The 20,504-nt window shown below is 69.2% G+C and carries 18 protein-coding genes and 1 tRNA gene; 8 read left to right on the plus strand and 11 right to left on the minus strand.

Annotated elements, in window-relative coordinates; genetic code table 11:
• Positions 1 to 33 precede the first annotated feature (33 nt).
• Genes AB0H76_RS00365 through egtA form a run of 3 tightly spaced genes read right to left on the minus strand, consistent with a single transcriptional unit; the run spans position 34 to position 3,664 of the window.
• A complete protein-coding gene (locus AB0H76_RS00365; RefSeq protein WP_357315225.1) occupies positions 34 to 945 on the minus strand; it encodes an ergothioneine biosynthesis protein EgtC in 912 nt (303 codons plus the stop codon).
• Positions 945 to 2,243: an ergothioneine biosynthesis protein EgtB gene (egtB, locus tag AB0H76_RS00370; RefSeq protein ID WP_357320239.1), complete on the minus strand. Its 1,299-nt coding sequence runs from the start codon at positions 2,241 to 2,243 to the stop codon at positions 945 to 947. Before egtB ends, AB0H76_RS00365 begins: the two co-directional genes overlap by 1 nt.
• Positions 2,244 to 2,287: 44 nt before the next feature.
• Positions 2,288 to 3,664, minus strand: coding sequence for an ergothioneine biosynthesis glutamate--cysteine ligase EgtA (gene egtA, locus AB0H76_RS00375; protein ID WP_357315228.1), 1,377 nt, complete (start codon positions 3,662 to 3,664; stop codon positions 2,288 to 2,290).
• A 195-nt stretch (positions 3,665 to 3,859) separates the two neighbouring features.
• Between egtA and AB0H76_RS00380 the strand changes: the two genes are divergently transcribed.
• A complete protein-coding gene (locus AB0H76_RS00380) occupies positions 3,860 to 5,038 on the plus strand; it encodes an aminotransferase class V-fold PLP-dependent enzyme (RefSeq protein WP_357315231.1) in 1,179 nt (392 codons plus the stop codon).
• 6 nt (positions 5,039 to 5,044) lie between these two features.
• Positions 5,045 to 5,962: a ribonuclease Z gene (locus AB0H76_RS00385; protein WP_357315234.1), complete on the plus strand. Its 918-nt coding sequence runs from the start codon at positions 5,045 to 5,047 to the stop codon at positions 5,960 to 5,962.
• A 6-nt stretch (positions 5,963 to 5,968) separates the two neighbouring features.
• Here AB0H76_RS00385 and AB0H76_RS00390 read toward each other — a convergent pair whose 3' ends face one another.
• The gene (locus tag AB0H76_RS00390; RefSeq protein ID WP_357320242.1) at positions 5,969 to 6,526 is read right to left on the minus strand and encodes a WHG domain-containing protein; all 558 of its coding nucleotides are present in this window, start codon (positions 6,524 to 6,526) and stop codon (positions 5,969 to 5,971) included.
• Positions 6,527 to 6,633: 107 nt separating this feature from the next.
• Here AB0H76_RS00390 and AB0H76_RS00395 point away from each other — a divergent pair, with 107 nt between their 5' ends.
• Together AB0H76_RS00395 and AB0H76_RS00400 are read left to right on the plus strand one after the other, a co-directional pair.
• Positions 6,634 to 7,293: a lysophospholipid acyltransferase family protein gene (locus tag AB0H76_RS00395; RefSeq protein ID WP_357315237.1), complete on the plus strand. Its 660-nt coding sequence runs from the start codon at positions 6,634 to 6,636 to the stop codon at positions 7,291 to 7,293.
• Between the two features lie 118 nt (positions 7,294 to 7,411).
• Positions 7,412 to 9,058 carry a fatty acyl-AMP ligase gene (locus AB0H76_RS00400; RefSeq protein WP_357315239.1) on the plus strand — a complete coding sequence of 549 codons (1,647 nt, stop codon included), beginning with the start codon at positions 7,412 to 7,414 and terminating at the stop codon, positions 9,056 to 9,058.
• Here AB0H76_RS00400 and AB0H76_RS00405 read toward each other — a convergent pair.
• The 7 genes from AB0H76_RS00405 to AB0H76_RS00435 all read right to left on the minus strand — a co-directional run bounded on the left by AB0H76_RS00405 (position 9,055) and on the right by AB0H76_RS00435 (position 14,251).
• Positions 9,055 to 9,684, minus strand: coding sequence for a DUF2461 domain-containing protein (locus tag AB0H76_RS00405; RefSeq protein ID WP_357315242.1), 630 nt, complete (start codon positions 9,682 to 9,684; stop codon positions 9,055 to 9,057). The genes AB0H76_RS00400 and AB0H76_RS00405 overlap by 4 nt on opposite strands.
• A 23-nt stretch (positions 9,685 to 9,707) precedes the next feature.
• The gene (locus tag AB0H76_RS00410; RefSeq protein WP_357315244.1) at positions 9,708 to 10,550 is read right to left on the minus strand and encodes a hypothetical protein; all 843 of its coding nucleotides are present in this window, start codon (positions 10,548 to 10,550) and stop codon (positions 9,708 to 9,710) included.
• 60 nt (positions 10,551 to 10,610) lie between these two features.
• Positions 10,611 to 10,871: a hypothetical protein gene (locus AB0H76_RS00415; RefSeq protein WP_357315246.1), complete on the minus strand. Its 261-nt coding sequence runs from the start codon at positions 10,869 to 10,871 to the stop codon at positions 10,611 to 10,613.
• Positions 10,872 to 10,940: 69 nt separating this feature from the next.
• Positions 10,941 to 11,534, minus strand: a complete 594-nt coding sequence (locus tag AB0H76_RS00420) for a hypothetical protein (RefSeq protein ID WP_357315249.1) — start codon at positions 11,532 to 11,534, stop codon at positions 10,941 to 10,943.
• A 109-nt stretch (positions 11,535 to 11,643) separates the two neighbouring features.
• Entirely contained in the window at positions 11,644 to 12,627 is a 984-nt protein-coding gene (locus AB0H76_RS00425; protein ID WP_357315252.1) for a ribose-phosphate diphosphokinase, read from the minus strand.
• A 21-nt stretch (positions 12,628 to 12,648) separates the two neighbouring features.
• Complete coding sequence (glmU, locus tag AB0H76_RS00430) at positions 12,649 to 14,118, minus strand: bifunctional UDP-N-acetylglucosamine diphosphorylase/glucosamine-1-phosphate N-acetyltransferase GlmU (protein WP_357315255.1); 1,470 nt, start codon at positions 14,116 to 14,118, stop codon at positions 12,649 to 12,651.
• Positions 14,119 to 14,180: 62 nt separating this feature from the next.
• Positions 14,181 to 14,251, minus strand: a tRNA-Gln gene (locus AB0H76_RS00435).
• A 214-nt stretch (positions 14,252 to 14,465) separates the two neighbouring features.
• Between AB0H76_RS00435 and AB0H76_RS00440 the strand changes: the two genes are divergently transcribed.
• The 4 genes from AB0H76_RS00440 (at position 14,466) to AB0H76_RS00455 (ending at position 20,476) form a co-directional block, all read left to right on the plus strand.
• Complete coding sequence (locus AB0H76_RS00440) at positions 14,466 to 15,098, plus strand: TetR/AcrR family transcriptional regulator (RefSeq protein ID WP_357320245.1); 633 nt, start codon at positions 14,466 to 14,468, stop codon at positions 15,096 to 15,098.
• A gap of 182 nt (positions 15,099 to 15,280) precedes the next feature.
• Positions 15,281 to 15,928, plus strand: coding sequence for a TetR/AcrR family transcriptional regulator (locus AB0H76_RS00445; protein WP_357315258.1), 648 nt, complete (start codon positions 15,281 to 15,283; stop codon positions 15,926 to 15,928).
• 226 nt (positions 15,929 to 16,154) lie between these two features.
• A complete protein-coding gene (gene mfd / locus AB0H76_RS00450) occupies positions 16,155 to 19,775 on the plus strand; it encodes a transcription-repair coupling factor (protein WP_357315260.1) in 3,621 nt (1,206 codons plus the stop codon).
• Positions 19,772 to 20,476, plus strand: coding sequence for a MazG family protein (locus AB0H76_RS00455; RefSeq protein WP_357315263.1), 705 nt, complete (start codon positions 19,772 to 19,774; stop codon positions 20,474 to 20,476). Before mfd ends, AB0H76_RS00455 begins: the two co-directional genes overlap by 4 nt.
• The last annotated feature ends 28 nt before the right edge of the window (positions 20,477 to 20,504 follow it).

Below are 20,504 nucleotides of genomic sequence, written 5' to 3' on the forward strand. Positions count from 1 at the left end.
GTGTTGCCGGGGTGCGAGTTTCGGGTGCGGAGCTCACCGGGCCGCGGTCCGGACGTCGGCCAGCGGCTCGACGGAGAGCCCGCCGGGACGCGCGGTGACCAGGCAGCGATCCGGGATCGGCTGCCAGCGTGGATCGTCGTCGTACGGTTCGGAGGACAGGATCGCCACGTCGTCGGTGACCAGCGCCGACAAGGCGTGGTACACCGTTGTCGCCCAGAGCTGTTCGCCATCGCCGAGCAGGAGATTCAGTCGCGCGTCCGGGGCATGGGTCAGCACACTGGTCGCCAGCAACGCGAGCGCGGCGCCGGGGGACTCCACAAAACCCTCGGGCCCCGCCGAATCCAGCAGTTCACCCAGCAGCACCCACAGCGCGGCCGAATCGGTCGGCGCTTCGGCCTCCAGCAGCCGCGCCGTCTCGAACAGCCGCGTCGCGCCCCACTGGGTCGCCGCCACATCCAGATTCGACGACACCGCGGTCAGCGCGCGCCGCCACTCCGGCACCACGCCGTTGTGACTGAACGCCCACCGCCCACTCACGAACGGCGCACATGCCGCCCGCTCCACCGGCATCCCGGCCGTCGCCGACCGAATCGAAGCCAGTACACCCACCGATCGCAACTGCGGTAGCACCTCTTCGACCGCCGGATCGGTCCAGATCGGATCCGAATTCCGATACCGGCCGGCAACCAGACCGCCGCCTACCGCGGAATCCGGCACCCCGCCCCGCCCGGAGATATCCCCGCGCCCGGCCGTAACCTCTTGCGCCGCAGCCGCTTCGGCATCGTCGGCCCGCCACCACGCGACGCCGAACCCGTCCGCGTTGATGGTGCCGCCGCCCCGCATCTCCCGTGGCGCCCAGGCCTGCGTTCGCAGCGAATGCGTTCCGCGGGTGAGCAATTCGCCCACCGACGTGGTGGGCCCGACATAACCCAGATGCCTGCACATCAGCGTTCCTCCGGGTGGAGGTCGCGGGCCAGGCGGAAGCCGGCGAAGATCTGGCGGCGGATGGGGTGATCCCAGTTGCGGAAGGTGCTGCGGCAGGCGACGGGGTCGGTGCCGAAGGAGCCGCCGCGCAGGACCCGGTAGTCGCCGCCGAAGAAGACGTCGGAGTATTCGTCGTAGGGGAAGGCGCGGAAGCCGGGGTAGGGGTCGAAACCGGAGGCGGTCCACTCCCAGACGTCGCCGATGAGCTGGTGCACCCCGGCGGGGGAGGCCCCGGCCGGGTAGGCGCCGACCTCGGCGGGTTCCAGGTGGCGCTGGCCGAGATTGGCGGTGCGGGCGTCGGGTTCGGTGTCGCCCCAGGGGTAGCGGCGGGCGGCGCCGGTGGCCGGGTCGTACCGGGCGGCCTTCTCCCATTCGGCCTCGGTGGGCAGGCGTTTGCCCGCCCAGGTGGCGTAGGCCTCGGCCTCGAACCAGCAGACGTGCACGACCGGCTGGTTCGGGCGCAACGGCGTCAGGACGCCGAACGAACGCCGGAACCATTGCCCGTCGGTGTCGCGCTCCCAGAACTGCGGGGCCACCAGCCCGGCTTCCCGCCGGTGCGCCCAGCCGGACTCGGACCACAGCTCCGGGCGGTCGTAGCCGCCGTCGGCGAGGAAGGCCAGGTACTGCTCATTGGTCACCGGCACGGCATCGATGGCGAAACCGGGCAGCTGCCTGCGGTGCGCCGGGCGCTCGTTGTCCAGCGCCCACGGTTCGGTGGACGTACCCATGGTGAATTCGCCTGCCGGGATGATGATCTCGCGGCCGACGAGCTCGCTCGTTCCGGTGGGCGCGGGCGCGGCGTGCAGCACCGCCGCGCCGGAGCGCAACTGGTGCGTGGCCAGCATGGTCTCGTCGTGCTGCTGCTCGTGCTGGGCGATCATGCCGAACGCGAAGCCGCCGTCGACGAGCGCGTCGCCGCGTAAGGCGCTGGCCTCGAGCACATCCCAGACCTTCTCGCGCACGGTGCCGACGTAGCCGCGGGCCTGGGTGGGATCGAGCAGCGGCAGCGCCGGGCGATTGGCGCGGGCATGCTTGAACGCGTCGTACAGCTCGTCGATATCGGAGCGCACGGCTTCGCGCCGCCCGACGTCGCGCACCAGCCACAGCTCTTCCTGATTACCGATGTGCGCGAGATCCCACACCAGCGGGCTCATCAATCGCGAATGCTGCGCCACGAGTTCGGCTTCGTCGAGTACGTCGGTCAGCCCGAGCGAACGCTGACGCGCTCGCGTCAGCACCTCGGCGATTCGGCCGCGCAGTCGCTCGGTCTCGCTGTTGTCGGTCGCGGGTAGGTGCTCGGTGGTCACGGGAGTTCCTCCAAAGTCGTTGATCCGCTGCCGGACCGGCCACGCGCCGCGGTGTCGTCGCCGGCCGCGGCGGCGCGGAGGGGAGTGCTGTCGTCCCGGAATTCGGTCGGGGTCTGTCCCCGGTGACATCGGCGCGAGGCGTTGTCCAGTTCGACGGCCGAAGCTTCCGTGCCCGCGTGCGCCGCCGCGAGTGCGAGCAGATCGACCGCGACGGCCCGGATTTCGGGTTCGGCGAGCCCGTGGCGGGCCGCGTCGAGCCAGCGCCCGGCGGTGGACGCGGTCAGGGCGGTCGCCTCGGCCACCACCGCCGGGGTCGCGAGCAGGGCTTCGACGGCGAGGATCGGTGTCGCCCAGCCGCGTTCGGGTTGCGCGTCCAGGTAGCGGACTTCGAGATGCCCGGACGCGCGTACCGGCGGGAACAGGGTGGTCAGGTGGTAATCGAGGTCGGCAAGGCCGGGGCGGCGGCCGATCTCGTCATCGAGGGCCCCGGAGAGCCAATCGGCGAAGGTCGCGCCCGGCGGGGCGGCCCAGCTTTCGGTCTCGCCCTGGCGGACGCACAGCAGCGGGACGTCCAGCGCCCAGCTGCTGTAGGACTCGATCGGGTCGGCCCAGCTCTCGGCGGGCGGGCGGGTGCGGGCGTAATCCAGGCGCAACCAGGTCCGCATGCGTTGGGAGGCCCAGGCGCCCGCCGGGGCGCCGCGCAGAAAAGGGGAGCACGCGAACGCGGCCAGTAACGCCGGCCCGACGGTATGTAGCGCTTTCCAGCGCGCGGCGACTTCGGCGCGATCGGCGCCCGCGTCCACGCTGACCTGGGTGGCGGCGGTGTTGCACATCATCAGCTTGCCGAAGGGGCCGATGCCGCCGAAGGATTGTTCCATCGCGTGATAGCGCGGTAGTCGCAGCAGGCGCTTGGGGCGGCGGTCGGCGTCGGCGGCGAGGGCGACGATGCGGATGGCCCGGGATTCCAGAAGTTCGCGCAGGTGGCGGGCATCACTGCCGAGCTGCTCGCACAATTGTGCGGCGGTGCCGAACGGGGCGCTGGAGAGTTCGATCTGACCGCCGGGTTCGATGGTGACCCGGCTGCCCCCGGGCAATGCGTGTGCCGGTGAATCGGGGGCGATGGACCGCGGTGCGTAGGGTCCGAGAGCAGCGGCGAATGCAGCCGGCTGCGGGCGGGGGGCGGCGGCGGGGCCGCGGGCGGACGAACACTCACCCTGCACGGTGAGCCATTCGAGTTCGGCGCCGATCAGCGCGGGTGGGCCGAGCTTGAAGCAGACACCGCCGACATAGGCTTCCGCGGCGGCGCGGGAGGACAATTCCCCCGACGTCGTCGTGCGCCCGGGCGATTCCGACTGTGCGAGCGTGACCGCCATACCAACCTCCGCCGTGGATTCTCAGTGCTGTGCGAGCCCACTCGATCCGGGCCGCGGGGGTGCTGCCTACCTCGGTACTGCCGTGGCGTCGAAACGCCGACCCAAACCAGGGTAGCGAGGGGGACCGACAAGAAACCGACTAGAAACAAAACTTCTCGGCCGACCTGGCCTGCCCGAGGCGCTAGGGTCGTTGACATGTTGGACGAGAGTCGCGTGCGGGCCGACACACCGGGGTGCGAGTCCGAATCCGGGCTGGTTTTCCTCGACAGCGCCGGTTCTTCGCTGCCACCGCAGGTCGTGCTCGACACCGTCATCACGCATCTGCGGCGTGAAGCGGCAGTGGGTGGCTACCGTGCGGCGAACGAGCGCCTCGACGATCTCGCCGCCGTGAAGACGGCGATCGGCACGCTGATCAACGCCGATCCCGGCGCTATCGCGCTGAGCGACAGCGCCACCCGCGCCTGGGCCGATTTCTTCTACTCCGTACCCCTCGGCCCCGGTGATCGCATCCTCGTCTCCGGCTCGGACTACGCCTCCAATGGCATTGCGGCACTGCAACGTGCGCGCGCCACCGGGGCGCGGGTCGAGCAGATTCCCACCGATCCGAGCGGGCAGATCGACCTCGACGCCATGGCCGAGCTGGTCGACGAGCGCGTGAAACTGGTGTCGGTTCTGCATGTTCCGACCAACGGCGGCCTGGTCAACCCGGCGGCCGAGGCGACCCGGATCGCGCATTCGGTGGGCGCGCTCGTCCTGCTCGACGCGTGTCAGTCCGCGGGTCAGATCGCGCTGGACACACAGGAACTCGACGTCGACGCGCTCTCGGTCACCGGCCGGAAATGGTTGCGCGGCCCGCGCGGCACCGGATTCCTCTATGTCCGGCCGGAATTGGCCGCCACCATGGAACCGCAGCGACTGGATCTGCACGGCGCGCAGTGGACCGCGCCCGACAGCTACCAGCTGGCACCGGACGCGAGCCGCTTCGAGTTCTGGGAGTGCGACGTCGCCGGGCGGCTCGGCCTCGGGGCCGCGGTGCGCTACCTGCTCGAGCTGGGTCCCGAGCAGGTGTACGCCGCCGTCGCCGCCCGCGCCGAGCACCTGCGCAAGACGCTGCCCGAGATCTCCGGGGTCACGGTCCGCGATCTCGGGTCGCGGCACAGCGGCATCGTCTCGTTCACCGTCGACGGCGTGCCCCCGATCGAGGTGCGCGATCGTCTCGCGGCCCGCGACATCACCGTCACCGTGAGTCACGCGAGTTCCACCCTGCTGGACATGACCGCTCGCGGCCTGGACGCCGTGGTGCGCGCCTCCCCGCACTGTTTCGTGAGCTACGACGAACTGGACCGCTTCGTCGCGGCAGTCGCCGAGCTGTAGCGCCGGATGTCGCAGCGTGAACTCGTCGTCCTCGGCACGGCCAGTCAGGTCCCGACCAAGGTTCGCAACCACAACGGCTACATCCTGCGCTGGGGTTCGGAAGGGGTGCTCTTCGATCCGGGCGAGGGCACCCAGCGGCAGATGACCTACGCGGGCGTCTCGGTCACCGACCTCACCCGCATCGCCATCACCCATTTCCACGGCGACCACAGCCTCGGCCTGCCCGGCATCGTGCAGCGCATCAACCTGGACCGGGTGCCGCACCCAGTGCACGCCTACTACCCGGCCTCCGGCGAGGTGTACTTCGAAAGGCTGTGCAACGCCACGGCTTTCCGCCGCAATGTGGAACTACGCCCGCACCCGATCGCGGCCGCCGGGCCGCTGGACGCACCGGACGCGCCGTTCGCGATGACGGCGGTGGCGCTCTCGCATCCGGTCGACACCTTCGGCTACCGGCTCACCGAGCCGAGCAGCCAGCGCATTCTGCCCGCCCGGCTGCGCGAGCTGGGCGTGCACGGGCCCGCCATCGGGCAACTCCAGCAGGAGGGCGCACTCGACATCGCGGGCCGCACGGTCACGCTCGCCGAGGTCAGCACGCCGCGTCCGGGGCAGAGCTTCGCCTTCGTCATGGACACCCGGCTCTGCGACGGCGTCTACGAATTGGCCTCGGGCGTGGATCTGCTGGTCATCGAGGCGACCTTCCTGGACGCCGATGCCCGGCTCGCCGAGGAGTACGGTCACCTCACCGCCGCGCAGGCCGCGCGGGTCGCGGCCGAATCCGGCGTCCGGAAGCTGGTGCTCACGCACTTCTCGCAGCGTTACCAGTCGCTGGAACCGCACCTGGCCGAAGCTCAGAAGCACTTCTCCGGCGAGATCGTCGTCGCGCGGGATCTGACCCGGATCCCGCTGCCGCCGCGGCGCTGAGCCGGCTCAGGCCAGGTGTAGCTCGAGTACCTGGCCGACCAGCGAACCCGGGTCGGCGGCGGGGGCGATCAGCCCGAGACTGCGGTTGGCCTGGAGCGTGGCGATGCCGTGCAGATTGGTCCAGAGCACCAAGGCCCGCGCGGCCGGGTCCGGCGCCCGCGTGACCGCGCTGACCAGCGTGGTGAACTGGCCGAAGATCGGCAGGGTGGTGGCGCGCAGGTTCTCCCCGGAGCCTTCCAGCAGGTCGTGCCGGAACATCAGGGTGAACATCTCCGGGCGATCGGCGGCGAATTCGACGTACTCGACGGCCATGGCGCGCAGGCGATCCCGGGGTGTGCCGCCGGGGTCGATCCGCGCGAACCGTTCGATCAGGTCGGCGAAGCCGCGAGCGGCGATGGCGCCCAGCAGGGCCTGATGGGTGGGGAAGTGCCGGCGCGGCGCGCCGTGCGAGACGCCGGCGGCCCGGGTGATGGCGCGCAGGCCGAGCTGACCCGCGCCCACGTCTTCCAGCAGGTCTACGCCGACGCCGATCAATCGCTCACGCAGGGTTTCGGTTTCGGCCACGGTCACATTGTCTCTCCTGCGTGGAATCACTCATGCGGTGGGTGTAGACACTGTCTACAATGGTCGCGTAGACAGTGTCTACCAAACTCGCGTCGGGAGGAAGATCCATGTGGTACTGGCTTTTCAAACACGTCCTGCTCGGGCCGCTGCTGCGGCTGCTGGGCCGGCCGAAGGTGGAAGGCCTGCACCATGTTCCGGCGGACGGCCCGGTCATCATCGCGGCCAACCACCTCGCGGTGATCGACTCGCTCTATCTGGCGCTGATCCTCCCGCGCCGCGTCACCTTCCTGGCCAAGCAGGAGTACTTCACCGGCACCGGGCTCAAAGGTCGTTTCCAGCGCTGGTTCTGCACCGTCGCCGGCCAGGTCCCGGTCGATCGCACCGGCGGCACCGCGGCCGCCGACGCCCTGGCCGCGGCCACCCGCATCCTGACGGCGGGCGGTATCTGGGCCATCCACCCGGAGGGCACCCGCTCCCCGGACGGCCGGATCTACCGCGGCCGCACCGGCACCCTGCGCGTCGCCATGGCCACCGGCGCACCGGTCGTCCCGGTGGTCCTGTCCGGCACCGACCGGATGAACCCGCGCGGCAGCAAACTGCTGCGCCCGGCCAAGATCCGGATCAGCATCGGCGCACCCCGCTACTACTTCGCCGCCGACCAGCAGACCACCCCGCGCACCGCCACCGACGCGCTGATGCGCGAACTCGCCGCCCGGTCCGGGCGCCCCTACGTCGACCGGTACGCCACCACCTTCGTCGCACGCTGATCCGGCGCGGTCCAATTCGCCCGGTGCACAACGGGACCGGGCAAACGGTTAACGCCGATCGAACGGCGCGGGATAGTGGAGAGGAAGCAGCCCGGTACGTCGATGAGGGAGTCGGACGTTGAGCAGGTTCACCGACGAGATGTACGCGACCGCGCAGTCCTCCCAACGGGGCCTGGTGACCGGCGAGCCGAACGCGCCGAAACGCCAGGGCTGGGGTGAGATCCACCAGCTCTCGCGCCGGATGGCCGGCGGGCTGGCGGCGGCCGGGATCGGGCACGGCGACGCGGTCGGCGTGCTGGCGGGCATGCCGGTCGACATCGCTCCGGTCTGCCAGGCGATCTGGATGCGCGGCGCCTCGATCACCATGCTGCATCAGCCGACACCGCGCACCGACCTGGTGGTGTGGGCCCGCGACACCGAAACCGTGCTGCACATGATCGAAGCCCGCGCCGTGGTACTCGGCGCGCCGTTCGAAGCCGCCGAGCCGATCCTGCGGGAACGCGGGATCGCGGTGGTCCGCATCGGCCAGTTGCCCGACGGCCCGGACACCGACCCGGTGCCGACGGCCGAATCCGATATCGCCCTGCAGCAGCTGACCTCGGGGTCGACCGGCGTGCCGAAGGCCGTGCAGATCACCCACGGCAACTTCTTCGTCAACGCCTACGACATGTTCAACCGGGTCAAGTTCCAGCTGGACCAGGATGTGATGGTCAGCTGGCTGCCGCTGTTCCACGACATGGGCATGGTCGGATTCCTCAGTGTGCCCATGCAATTCGGCGCCGAGGTGGTGTGCGTGACGCCGATCGACTTCCTGACGCGCCCGCTGCTGTGGGCCGAGCTGATCGACAAGTACCGCGGAACCGTCACGGCGGCACCGAATTTCGCCTACTCGCTGCTGGCCCGCCGCCTGAAGCAGGCGGCCGAGGGCTCACTGGATCTGAGCAGCGTCCGCTACATGTGGAACGGCGCGGAACCGGTGGATCCCGACACCATGGCCGCGCTCGCCCGCTCCGGAGAGCGCTTCGGGTTGAATCCGATGGCGCTCACCCCGGTCTACGGAATGGCGGAAACGACACTGGCCGTGTCCATTCCGGATCCGGGCAAGGGGCAGGTGCTCGACGTCATCGACGCCGATCTGCTGGAAGCGGTGGGCAAGGCGGTCCCGGTGCCCGACGAGCACGCCCACCACGGCAACATCCGCAGGCTGCCCACCCTGGGCTATCTGGTCGACGGACTGGAGGGCCGCATCGTCGACTCGGAGCGGCAGTCGCTGCCCACCCGTTCGGTCGGCGTCATCGAATTACGCGGCCCTGCGGTGACTTCCGGCTATGTGACGGTCGACGGCTTCCGCCCGGCCCAGGACGACGGCGGCTGGCTCGACACCGGCGACATCGGCTACTTCACCGAGGAGGGGCTGATGGTGGTGTGCGGCCGTATCAAGGACGTCATCATCATGGGTGGCCGCAATATCTACCCGACCGATATCGAGCGCGCCGCCATGCGGGTGCCCGGCGTGCGCCCCGGCAACGCGGTCGCGGTCCGGTTGGACGCGGGGCAGAAGCGCGAAAGCTTCGCTGTCGTAGTCGAATCCAACAGTCACCAGAACTCCGACGAGGTCAAGCGGATGGAGCGCGAGATCGTGCACGAGGTGGTCTCGGAGGTCGGGGTCCGCCCGCGCACCGTCGCCGTGCTCGGGCCGGGCGCGCTGCCGAAGACGTCCTCCGGCAAGCTGCGCCGCGCCGCGACCGCCGTGCACCTGCACTAGCCGACGACGGCGGTGAACCATTCGACCAGGGGGCGCAGGGCTTCCCAGCCCTTGCGCACTTCCTTGCCGGCGCGCGGAGATTCGAGCCAGTCGGGCGCGCCGAGTTGCTTGCCGCAGCTGATCGCCTTGTGCCGGAGCAGGTCGATGCGCGGGTGGTCGGCGTCGTAGCCCTTGGGCTTGGTCTTGAGTTGCTCGCCGCCCAGGGTGAAACCCGCCTTGGTGAGCTTTGCCAGGATGGCCGCCAACTCGGCGCCGCGCACCTCGTCGTCGATGATGGCGCGCAGCTGCGCGAGCTGGGCCGGCGTGCCGCTGTAGAAGCCGCCCGCCAGGAACAGCCCGGCGGCGCCGATCTGCACGTACCAGCCGACCCCGGGCGCCGGGCTGACGACCGCGCCCTGATGGTCCTTGTAGGGGATCTTGTCTTTGGAGAAGCGCACGTCACGGTACGGGCGGAAGATCTTCGCGGTCCCGAAATCCGGTTCCAGTTCGGTGGTCAGCGCGAGCATCGGGGCGCGCACCGACGCGTCGTAGATGTGCTTGTGCGCGGTCCAGAACGCCTTGGAGTTGTCGGCCTCGAGATCCTCGTAGAAATCCAGTCCCGCCAGGGGGAACCCGCTGAAACTCATACCGAGAACCTAGAGCATGCCGATCAGTAGGCGTTGCTGTCGTCGTAGTAGCCGAGCCAGACGAAGTAGGAGAAGAGCAGGCCCAGGACCAGCCCGACACCCGCCGCGATGGCGGCCCACTTGCCCAGCGACTCACCCTTGTTGCGACCGACCAGGCCGAGGATGATTCCGGCCGGCCCGAACAGCAGCGGGCACAGGAACAGCGCGAGGGGTGCGCAGATGAAACCCAGGATCGAGAACAGCTGGGTACCGGACCGCTGCGTCGGCGTGCCATAGGCGCCCTGCGGATATTGGCCCCCCGGATACGGGTAGGGCTGCTGCCCGGATTGGGGGTAGCCGCCGGTTTGCGGCCCCTGCTGGAAAGGTTGGCCCGGTTGGTAGGACTGTCCCTGCGGGTAGGACTGTCCGGGATAGGGCTGACCCTGCTGATATGGCTGGCCCGGATTCGCCTGCGGGTAGGGCTGACCGGGATAGGACTGGCCCTGCTGATAAGGCTGGCCCGGTTGGTAGGACTGTCCCTGCTGGTAGGGCTGACCGGGGTAGGGCTGGCCCGGCTGCCCCGCAGCGGACTCACCCTGCTCCCAGGGCCCCGCCGGATACGGCGGGTACCCCGCACCGGTCGACGCCGACTCCGGCGTCTGCGAATATCCGCCACCGGTGTAGGTCGGCGCGCCAGGTGTCGGAGACGGTGACCCGGACTCGTACGGCGACGCCTCCGCGGCCCGCGACGACCACTGCTCCGCGGAATCGGGCTCACCCGCCGCGGACTTGGATAGGGAGGGCGTCGGGTCGGAATCCTGCCCGGACTGGGGCGCGCTACCGGTCAGCGGTTCCGGCGACTCGTCCGGGTTCTGCGGGTTGGTCATAGCGCTCTCCTCGTCGAAGTACGGGTCAGCTGCCACGCGCGATCGCTACATCAGGAATCTTTACAGATCGGAATCGTCGACGATGTCTACGGCGGCGACCTCGGCGGGTCGCTCGTCCTCGCGCTCGGCCTCGGCCCGCCCGTCGCCGCGGCGCCACTCCTGGTCCAGTTCCTCGCCGATCCCGAGCCGGCCGTCGGCGTCGCCCTCCCGATTGCGGATCCGCAACTCGTTCGGCGGATCCTCGACATTGCGCTCGTATTCGCGGATCTCGTCGGCCTGGTCGTCGTCACCCATGTCTTGATCGAGCCGTTCGCCGTTCATGCGCCCGTCCTTCTCCTCGGGTTCAGTACCTCCACGAGCCTAGCGGCGTGCGCCGGGGGTGACGAGCGACTAGGCCGAGTCGAGCGAACTGAAAGCGGCGATTCCCAGCAGGATCAGGATCAGGGCCAGGGCGACTGAGACACCGTTGGCGATCGCGGCCCACTTGCCGAGCGGCTCGCCCTTGGAGTGGCCGACGACGCCGAGGATGACCCCGGCCGGGCCGGAGGCGATCATCGGGAGCCCGCAGAAGAACAGGACCGAGGCCGCCGATACCGCGAGGCAGGCGAAGCTGGCGATCGACCAGGCCGGAGCCTGCGTCGGCTGGGCGTAGGGCGGGGGATAGCCGGGCGCGCCGTACCCCGGGTAGGGCTGCTGGTAACCCTGCTGGGGATAACCCGGCTGCTGGTACGGCTGACCGTAGGCCGGGTAGGCGGGCGGCGCCGGTGGCGGTGCGAAACCTGGATACGCGGGCGGTGGCACGGGCTGCGAGACGGGCGGGGTGTACGCGCCCGGCGCGGGCTGCTCCGGCTGCCAGACCTGGGTCGGGTCGGCCTGCCCGGGCTGCCACACCTGTGTCGGATCGGCCTGGGGCGGCGCGCCGTCCTGCGGCTGCTGCGACTTCCACAGATCGATGGGCTGCTGCGGATCCTGCGGCGTGCTCATGGGCGAGTCCCCTCCCGGAATCGAAATCGCCCACCATCGTCACACGCCGCTACCTGCCGGGCAAACAACAATGGCCCGGACATCGAGTCCGGGCCATTGTCGGGGTATGTCAGGCGTTGCCGTTGAAAAGGCCCGTCACGGAGCCGTTCTCGAAGACCTCGCGGATGGTGCGGGCCAGCAGCGGCGCGATGGACAGCACCGTCAGCTGCGGGAACTTCTTGTCCTCGGTGATCGGCAGGGTGTTGGTGACCACGACTTCCTTGGCGCCACAGGTCGAGAGCCGCTCGGCGGCCGGGGCGCTGAGCACACCGTGGGTGGCGGCGATGACGACGTCGAGCGCGCCCGCCTCCTTGAGCACCTTCACCGCGCCGGCGATGGTGCCGCCGGTGTCGATCATGTCGTCGATCAGGATGCAGGTGCGGCCCTCGACGTCACCGACCACGCGGTTGGCCACGACCTGGTTGGGCACCAGCGGGTCACGGGTCTTGTGGATGAAGGCCATCGGGGCGTCGGCGAGGTTGTTGGCCCACTTCTCCGCGACCTTCACCCGGCCCGCGTCCGGGGAGACGACGGTGACGTTCTCCAGCGGGTAGTTGTTGCGGATGTACTCGACCAGCTGCACCTGCGCGTGCATGTGATCGACGGGTCCGTCGAAGAAGCCTTGGATCTGGTCGGTGTGCAGGTCGACCGTGATGATGCGGTCCGCGCCCGCGGTTTTGAGCAGATCGGCGACCAGGCGCGCGGAGATGGGCTCGCGGCCACGGTGCTTCTTGTCCTGGCGGGCGTACGGGTAGAACGGCAGCACCGCGGTGATGCGCTTGGCCGATCCACGCTTCATCGCGTCGATCATGATCAGCTGTTCCATCAGCCACTTGTTCAGATCGGGGCCGGGAAAGCTCTGCAGCACAAAGGCATCCGAGCCACGCACGGATTCCTCGAAGCGGACGAAGATCTCGCCGTTGGCGAAATCGCGGGCGGTCTGCGGGGTGACGTGGACGTCGAGTTCCTTGGCGACCTGCTCGGCCAGCTCAGGATGAGCGCGTCCCGAGAAGAGCATCAGGTTCTTCTGGTTGTCGATCCATGACGCGGTCACTGCTAGTTGCCATCCTTTTGCTCAATTGCCTGACTCGACATCTCCGTCGGAGGCCTTGTTCGCTGCCTCCGCCGCACGCGCCGCGGCCGTCCCGGGACGGTGACGCTGCACCCAGCCCTCGATATTCTTCTGCGCCCCACCCGAGACCGCCAGGGCCCCCGGAGGAACGCTTCTGCGCAGTACAGTACCTGCCCCCGTATAGGCGCCGTCACCCACCGTCACCGGCGCGATGAACATGGTGTCGCTGCCCGTCCGGACGTGCGAGCCGACCACCGTGTGGTGCTTTTTCACGCCGTCGTAATTGACGAAGACACTCGAAGCGCCGATGTTGCTGTGCTCGCCGATGGTGGCGTCGCCGACGTAGGTCAGGTGCGGCACCTTGGAGTGGGCGCCGATGGTGGCGTTCTTGGTCTCGACGAAGGCGCCGAGCTTGCCGGAGTCGCCGACCACGGTGCCCGGGCGTAGATAGCTGAACGGCCCGATGGTGGCGCCGGGCCCGATCGCGGCCTGCTCGCCGTGCGTGCGAACCACTTTCGCGCCGTCGCCGACCAGTACGTCGGTCAGGGTGGAATCCGGCCCGACCTCGGCGTCCTCGCCGATGACGGTGGTGCCGAGCAGCTGCACGCCGGGCTTGAGCACGGCGTCGCGGCCGATCCGCACGGCCGCGTCCACCCAGGTGGAGGCCGGATCCATGATGGTGACCCCGGCGCGCATGTGGCGCTCCAGGATGTAGCGGTTCAGGGTGTTCGCCGCCTCGGACAGCTGCACCCGGTCGTTGACGCCGGTCACCTTGTTCGCGTCGACCAGGCGGGCGCCGTGCACCGGATGGCCGGCCTCGCGGGCCAGCTTCAGCACGTCGGTGAGGTAGAGCTCGTGCTGGGCGTTGGCGGTGGACAACCGGCCCACCATGGTGCGCAGCACGGCCGCGTCGAAGACGTAGACACCCGAGTTGACCTCGGTGATCGCGGCCTGCTCGGGGGTGGCGTCGGCGTGCTCGACGATCTCGTTGACGTGGCCTTCGGCGTCGCGGACGATGCGGCCGTAGCCGTTCGGGTCGTCCGGCACGAAGGTCAGCACGGTGACCGCCGAGCGTTCGGGATAGCTGCGGTGCTCGTCGAGCAGCGCGGACAGGGTGTGCCCGTCGAGCAGCGGTACGTCGGCGGAGGTGACCAGCAGGTCACCACCGAAGTCGGCCGGCAGTGCCGCGAGCGCGCACTGCACCGCGTGCCCGGTGCCCAATTGCTGTTCCTGCAGGGCGGGAGTGATCTCCCGGCCCATGATCTCGGCCTCCGCGGCTACCGCGGCGCCGACCTGTTCGCGGTCGTGACCCACCACGGTGATGAGAAAGGCGGGGTCGATCTCGTTCGCCGCATGCAGCGCGTGCGCGAGCATGCTCCGACCGGCCAGCGAATGCAGCACTTTAGGGGTCTTAGACCGCATTCGCGTCCCGGCTCCGGCTGCGAGAACGACGACGGCGGTCTGCTGTGGCATGAATCTCCCTCGGCTGCCTGTCATCGTGCATGGCGGCGATAGGCCATCGTGCCGCCGATGTGCTCCGCCGCCAGGACTCGAACCTGAACTATCTGAACCAAAATCAGAGGTGCTGCCATTACACTACGGCGGATTGCCACACCGGCGGATCGACACAAAACCCACCGCTGTGCCAGCGGCACGGGAAAGATCCTCGCATACTAGTCCGCCTCCTCGCGAATCTTGGCGGGGCCTCGGGGTGGGCGTGTGGCGCCGCTGTCTGGAACAGTTGTCGACGGTAGTGCTGGTCGTAGCCGAGGAGGCACGTGGTGACTTCGGGTGAGCCGCAGCGGGTGACCCGTCCACGCATGACGGGGACCCAACGCCGGCAACAGTTGATCGAGATCGGCCGGGTGCTCTTCGCCGAACGTGGCTACGAGGCCACCTCGATCGAGGAGATCGCGCAGCGGGCTCAGGTGTCCAAACCCGTTGTGTACGAACACTTCGGTGGTAAGGAAGGCCTGTACGCGGTCGTTGTCGACCGCGAGATGTCGATGCTGCTCGACATGATCACCTCCTCGCTCACCCACCATCGGTCCCGGGTGCGGCTGGAACGGGTTGCGCTGGCGCTGCTGACCTACATCGAGGAACGCACCGACGGATTCCGGATCCTGGTGCGCGATCAGCCCGCCGCGACCGGCGACGGCCGCTATTCGAGCCTGCTGAACGAAGCGGTGAATCAGGTATCCCATATCCTGGCCGGAGATTTCGAGCGGCGGGAGTTCGATACCAGTCTCGCCACGCTGTACGCCCAGGCGCTGGTCGGCATGGTCTCCACGGCCGCCACCTGGTGGCTGGACGTGCGGGAACCACCGAAAGAGGTTGTGGCAGCACACCTGGTGAATCTGTGCTGGAACGGGTTGAGTCATCTGGAGGCCGCGCCACGACTCAGCTCACAGGGAACCAACGGCGTGCCCTGGGCGCGCCGCGATGGGGACTGAGCCGTTTTGTTAACCAGTGAATTGCGCTGCGCCCCCTGGGGAATGCTCGAATTCGCTGTCGCACGCTCACCCAGTGGTACGGTTCACCCATCCTCTGGGTGCTGTTCGAGCGGTATGTCGGTCTAATTCGGGATGTCGGTCTACTTCAGGATGGCTGGTTTTAGGGATGACAGGCGGATCTGATGGCTAGGCAAGCGCGCGCGGAGATCACCCGCGACTCCGTCCTTGCGGGCGCTGCCGATGTCTTTCTGCGCTTGGGCTACGCCAACGCGAGCCTCAGCGAGATCATCGCGCAGTCCAATGTGACCAAGGGCGCCTTGTACTTTCACTTCGGCTCGAAGGAAGAGCTAGCGCGCGCCGTAGTGGATCAGGGCAACGAGCGGCTCGTCTCCTCGTGCCAGGGTTTCTTCGACCCGCGCGTGCCCGCGCTGGAGGCGTGCATCGGCATCACCTACGTGGTGGCCGATCTATCGATGAACGATCCGATGGTCGGCGCCATGCTGAAGCTGACCCACCAGATCGGCGACTACCGCGGCGCCCAGGGCGACAATATCGCCAAGACCTGGGGCGATACCTACCGCTTGCTGTCCGAGCGGGCCATCGCGCAGGGTGACCTGGAGCCCGGTCTGGACCCGGAGGTGGTGGGCCTGCTGCTGCAGGAGGTCACCGCGGGCGTGCACATCGTGGCGGTCGGCACCGAGTCGATCGACCAGATGGCCACCCGGATGGAGCGGGCCTGGTATTTCCTGCTGCCGTCCATCGTTCCGGCCGAAAAGCTGTCGTACTTCCGGGAATTCGCGGCGCGCCGGTTGCGTCGCTACGTGCCATAACGTATTCGCTGCGTAGCAACCCCCGCGGAGGGAGTTTTGCGACCGACCGTTCGCGGCCGTCTCGCGTCCGAGCAGCCGAAGCGCATGCGCCGCAGGCGCGAGTCTCGGCTGCTCGGACGCGAGACATCAGGGGCCGCGAACATGCGGTGCCGCAGGCGCCGCCAATCCAACACTGACTAGACTCGGTTGGCCGTTAGGAAACCCCGCCTGAGCTCAGGAGTCGTCGATGTCCACGCACCGCCCACCTCTTGCCGGACTGGCCGCGGTGGCCGGGGCCGACAGCGCCCTGCGGACCGTTGCCGAGCTGGTCGGGAAGTCGACCGTGGAGCTGGTCGCGCCGAGTTCGGTGCGGCCGTTCGTGGCGGCCACCCTGGCGGCGCAGCGGCCGCTGGTGGTGGTGACGGCGACGGGGCGCGAGGCCGATGATCTGACGGTCGAGCTGACCGAGATCCTGGGCGGGAGTGTCGCGGTGTTCCCGTCCTGGGAGACGCTGCCGCACGAGCGGCTCTCGCCCGGGGCCGACACGGTGGGCCGCCGGCTCGAGGTGCTGCGCCGGCTCGCGCACCCCGAGGACACGATGTTCCCCGAGCCGCTACGCGTGATCGTGACGACCGTGCGCTCGCTGATGCAGCCGATGGCGGCCGGCCTGGGCGATATCGAGCCGATCGTGCTGCGGGTCGGCGCGGAATTCGACTTCGACGAATTGCTCACGCGCCTGGTCGAATTCGCCTACAGCCGGGTCGACATGGTGGGTAAGCGCGGCGAGTTCGCGGTGCGCGGCGGCATTCTCGACATCTTCCCGCCCACGGCCGATCACCCGGTCCGGGTCGAGTTCTGGGGTGACGAGATCACCGAGGTGCGCGCCTTCTCGGTCGCCGATCAGCGCTCGCTCGCCGAGGTCGACGTCCCCGTGATCGTCGCCACGCCGTGCCGCGAGCTGCTGCTGACCGACGCGGTGCGCGAGCGCGCCGGCGTGGTCGCGCGCGACAACGCCGCCGACGCCGCCCTGGTGGAGATGCTGGACAAGCTGTCCGAGGGCATCCCGGTCGAGGGCATGGAGGCGCTGCTGCCGGTGCTACAGCCCGGCGAGTTGCGCCTGCTCACCGAGGTGCTGCCCGTGGGCACCCACCTGCTGCTGTGCGATCCGGAGAAGGTGCGCACCCGCGCCGCCGATCTGGTGCGCACCGGCGCGGAATTCCTCGAAGCCTCTTGGACCGCAGCGTCTTTCGGTGGCGCGGCGCCGCTGGGCGGGCACGGGCTCGATCTCGCGGCCTCGGGCTACCGGTCGCTGACCGAGATCCACGAGAGCGCCGACCGGCACGACCTGCCCTGGTGGACGCTGAGCCCGCTGGCCTCCGGCGATCCGGCCGAGGTGGTGCTCCCGGTCACCGGCGGTACCTCCGCGCGCGGCTCGGAGGAACTGGTCGCCACCATCTTCGCCGCGCTGCGCGCCCACGTGTCGACCGGCGGCCGCGCGGCCGTCGTGGTCGCGGGACACGGTACGGCACAACGCATTCTGGAACGTCTGGCCGACGCCGAGGTGCCCGCCGCGGCGCTCGAGCCGGGGGCCGAACCCGTCGCCGGGGTGGTCGGGGTGCTGTGCGGTTCGCTGCACGACGGCCTGGTCCTGGCCGACGTCGGCTTGGTCGTGGTCGCCGAGTCCGATCTCACCGGCAACCGGGTCACCGCGCCCGGCGAGGGCAAGCGGATGCCCGCCAAACGCCGCAACCAGGTGGACCCGCTGGCGCTGAGCGCCGGCGACATGGTGGTGCACGATCAGCACGGCATCGGCCGCTTCGTGGAGATGATCGAACGCACCATCGGCGGGGCTCGTCGCGAATACCTGGTTATCGAATACGCGCCCGGCAAGCGCGGTCAGCCGGGTGACCGGCTGTTCGTGCCGATGGAGTCGCTGGATCAGCTGTCCCGCTATGTCGGCGGCGAGCTGCCGAGCCTGTCCAAGCTCGGCGGCTCGGACTGGGCGAATACGAAACGCAAGGCGCGCAAAGCCGTTCGCGAGATCGCGGGCGAGCTGGTGCAGCTGTACGCGGCCCGTCAGGCCGCGCCCGGGCACGCGTTCGGTCCGGACACGCCGTGGCAGCAGGAGATGGAAGACGCGTTCGTCTTCACCGAGACGGTCGACCAGATGACCGCCATCGCCGAGGTGAAATCGGACATGGAGAAGGCGGTCCCGATGGACCGCGTGGTGTGCGGCGACGTCGGCTACGGCAAGACCGAGATCGCGGTGCGCGCCGCGTTCAAGGCGGTGCAGGACGGCAAGCAGGTCGTGGTGCTGGTGCCGACCACCCTGCTGGCGCAGCAGCATCTGCAGACCTTCACCGACCGCGTCGCCGGGTTCCCGGTCAACGTCAAGGGCCTGTCCCGCTTCACCGACCCGGCCGACGCCCGCGAGGTGATGGCGGGCATGGCCGACGGCTCGGTCGACATCGTGGTCGGCACGCACCGCCTGCTGCAGACCGGCATCCGCTGGAAGGATCTCGGCCTGGTCGTCGTCGACGAGGAGCAGCGGTTCGGCGTCGAGCACAAGGAGCACATCAAGGCGCTGCGGACCCACGTCGACGTGCTGACCATGTCCGCGACGCCGATCCCGCGCACCCTGGAGATGAGCCTGGCCGGCATCCGCGAGATGTCGACCATTCTGACCCCGCCCGAGGAGCGCCACCCGGTGCTCACCTACGTCGGTGCCTACAACGACAAGCAGGTCACCGCGGCCATCCGCCGCGAATTGCTGCGCGACGGCCAGGTGTTCTACGTGCACAACCGGGTGTCCTCGATCGACAAGGCCGCCCAGCGGATCCGCGATCTGGTGCCCGAGGCCCGGGTGGTGGTCGCGCACGGCCAGATGAACGAGGACACGCTCGAGGCGACCGTGCAGGGCTTCTGGGAGCGCGAATACGACGTGCTGGTGTGTACCACCATCATCGAGACGGGTCTGGACATCTCCAACGCCAACACCCTGATCGTGGAGCGCGCCGACGCGCTGGGCCTGTCCCAGCTGCACCAGCTGCGCGGGCGGGTCGGCCGCAGCCGGGAGCGCGGCTACGCCTACTTCCTGTACCCGCCGGAGAAGCCGCTCACCGAAACCGCCTACGACCGGCTCGCCACGATCTCGCAGAACTCCGATCTCGGCGCCGGCATGGCGGTGGCGATGAAGGACCTCGAGATCCGCGGCGCGGGCAACGTGCTCGGCGCCGAGCAGTCCGGTCACGTCGCCGGCGTCGGCTTCGACCTCTACGTGCGCCTGGTCGGCGAGGCGGTGGAGGCCTACCGGGCCGCCGCCGACGGCAAGCCGATCACCACCAGCGAGGAGGCCAAGGAGGTCCGCATCGATCTCCCGGTCGACGCGCACATCCCGCCCGATTACATCGCCAGCGATCGGCTGCGCCTGGAGGCCTACCGCAAACTCGCCTCGGCTCAGGACGATTCGGCTCTGGCCGCCGTCGTCGAGGAGCTCGTGGACCGCTACGGCCCGCTGCCGGTCGAGGTCGGCCGGCTGGTGTCGGTGGCGAAGCTGCGCCTGCTGGGCCGGGAGTACGGGCTCACCGAGATCGCGGTCGCCGGCACCACCCTGAAGATCTCGCCGATGCTGAACCTGCCGGATTCCAAGCAGTTGCGGTTGAAGCGGCTGTATCCGAGCGCGACCTACAAGCCGGCCAGCGGTGTCGTGCAGTTGCCGTTGCCGCGGGTCGAGGACAGCGTCGGCGCGAACCGGGTGCGCGATGTGCGCCTGCTGCAATTCGTCGCCGATCTGCTGCTGGCGCTGGACGGAAAGGCCCAGGGCGCGGTCGATCTCACCGTCGCCACCGAGGTCACGGCGGCCCGATGAGCACGGAATCCGAGACGAGCGCCGACACCGCGGTCGTCGCCCGCGGGCTGGCCGGCGCGGTCGAGGTGATGGATCGCCTGTGGAATTTCGGCGGCTGGGAAGTCACCCAGACCCATGACTCGCTGCGCCCCTATCTGCTCGAGGAGACCTACGAACTCCTCGACGCGATCGGCCACGAGGACGCCGAGACCATCAAGGAGGAACTCGGCGATCTCCTGCTCCAGGTCCTGTTCCACTCCCGGATCGCCGAGGCCGCGGGCGAGTTCACCGTCGACGACGTCGCCGCCGCCCTGGTCGCCAAGCTCGTCAACCGCAGCCCGCAGCTCTCCGATGCCTCCATCGATCCGCACGCTCCCCTCGAAGCGAAGATCGCCGCCCAGGAAAAAGCCTGGGAGGAACGCAAATCCACGGAGAAGTCCCGGCGCTCCTGCCTGGACGGCATCGCCCTGGCCCAACCCGCCCTGGCCCTGGCCGAGAAGATCATCGGCCGCAGCACCAAAGCGGGCCTGCCCGACGACCTGATCCCCGAGCACCTGCGCGTCGTCCACCTCGGCGGCCCGGACAGCGCCGAGGAGCGCCTCCGCAAAGCCACCCTCGCCTTCGCCACCCACATCCGCGCCGCGGAGGACACCGCCGAATCCACCCGCGGCACCCGCACCCCCCTCACCCCGGCCGACTGGCGCGAATTCTGGCCTCGCTGATGCTGTCCTAGCGTCGATCAACCAGTGG

Origin of the sequence: Nocardia sp. NPDC050712 (genome assembly GCF_040654295.1) — a bacterium.
GTDB lineage: Bacteria > Actinomycetota > Actinomycetes > Mycobacteriales > Mycobacteriaceae > Nocardia.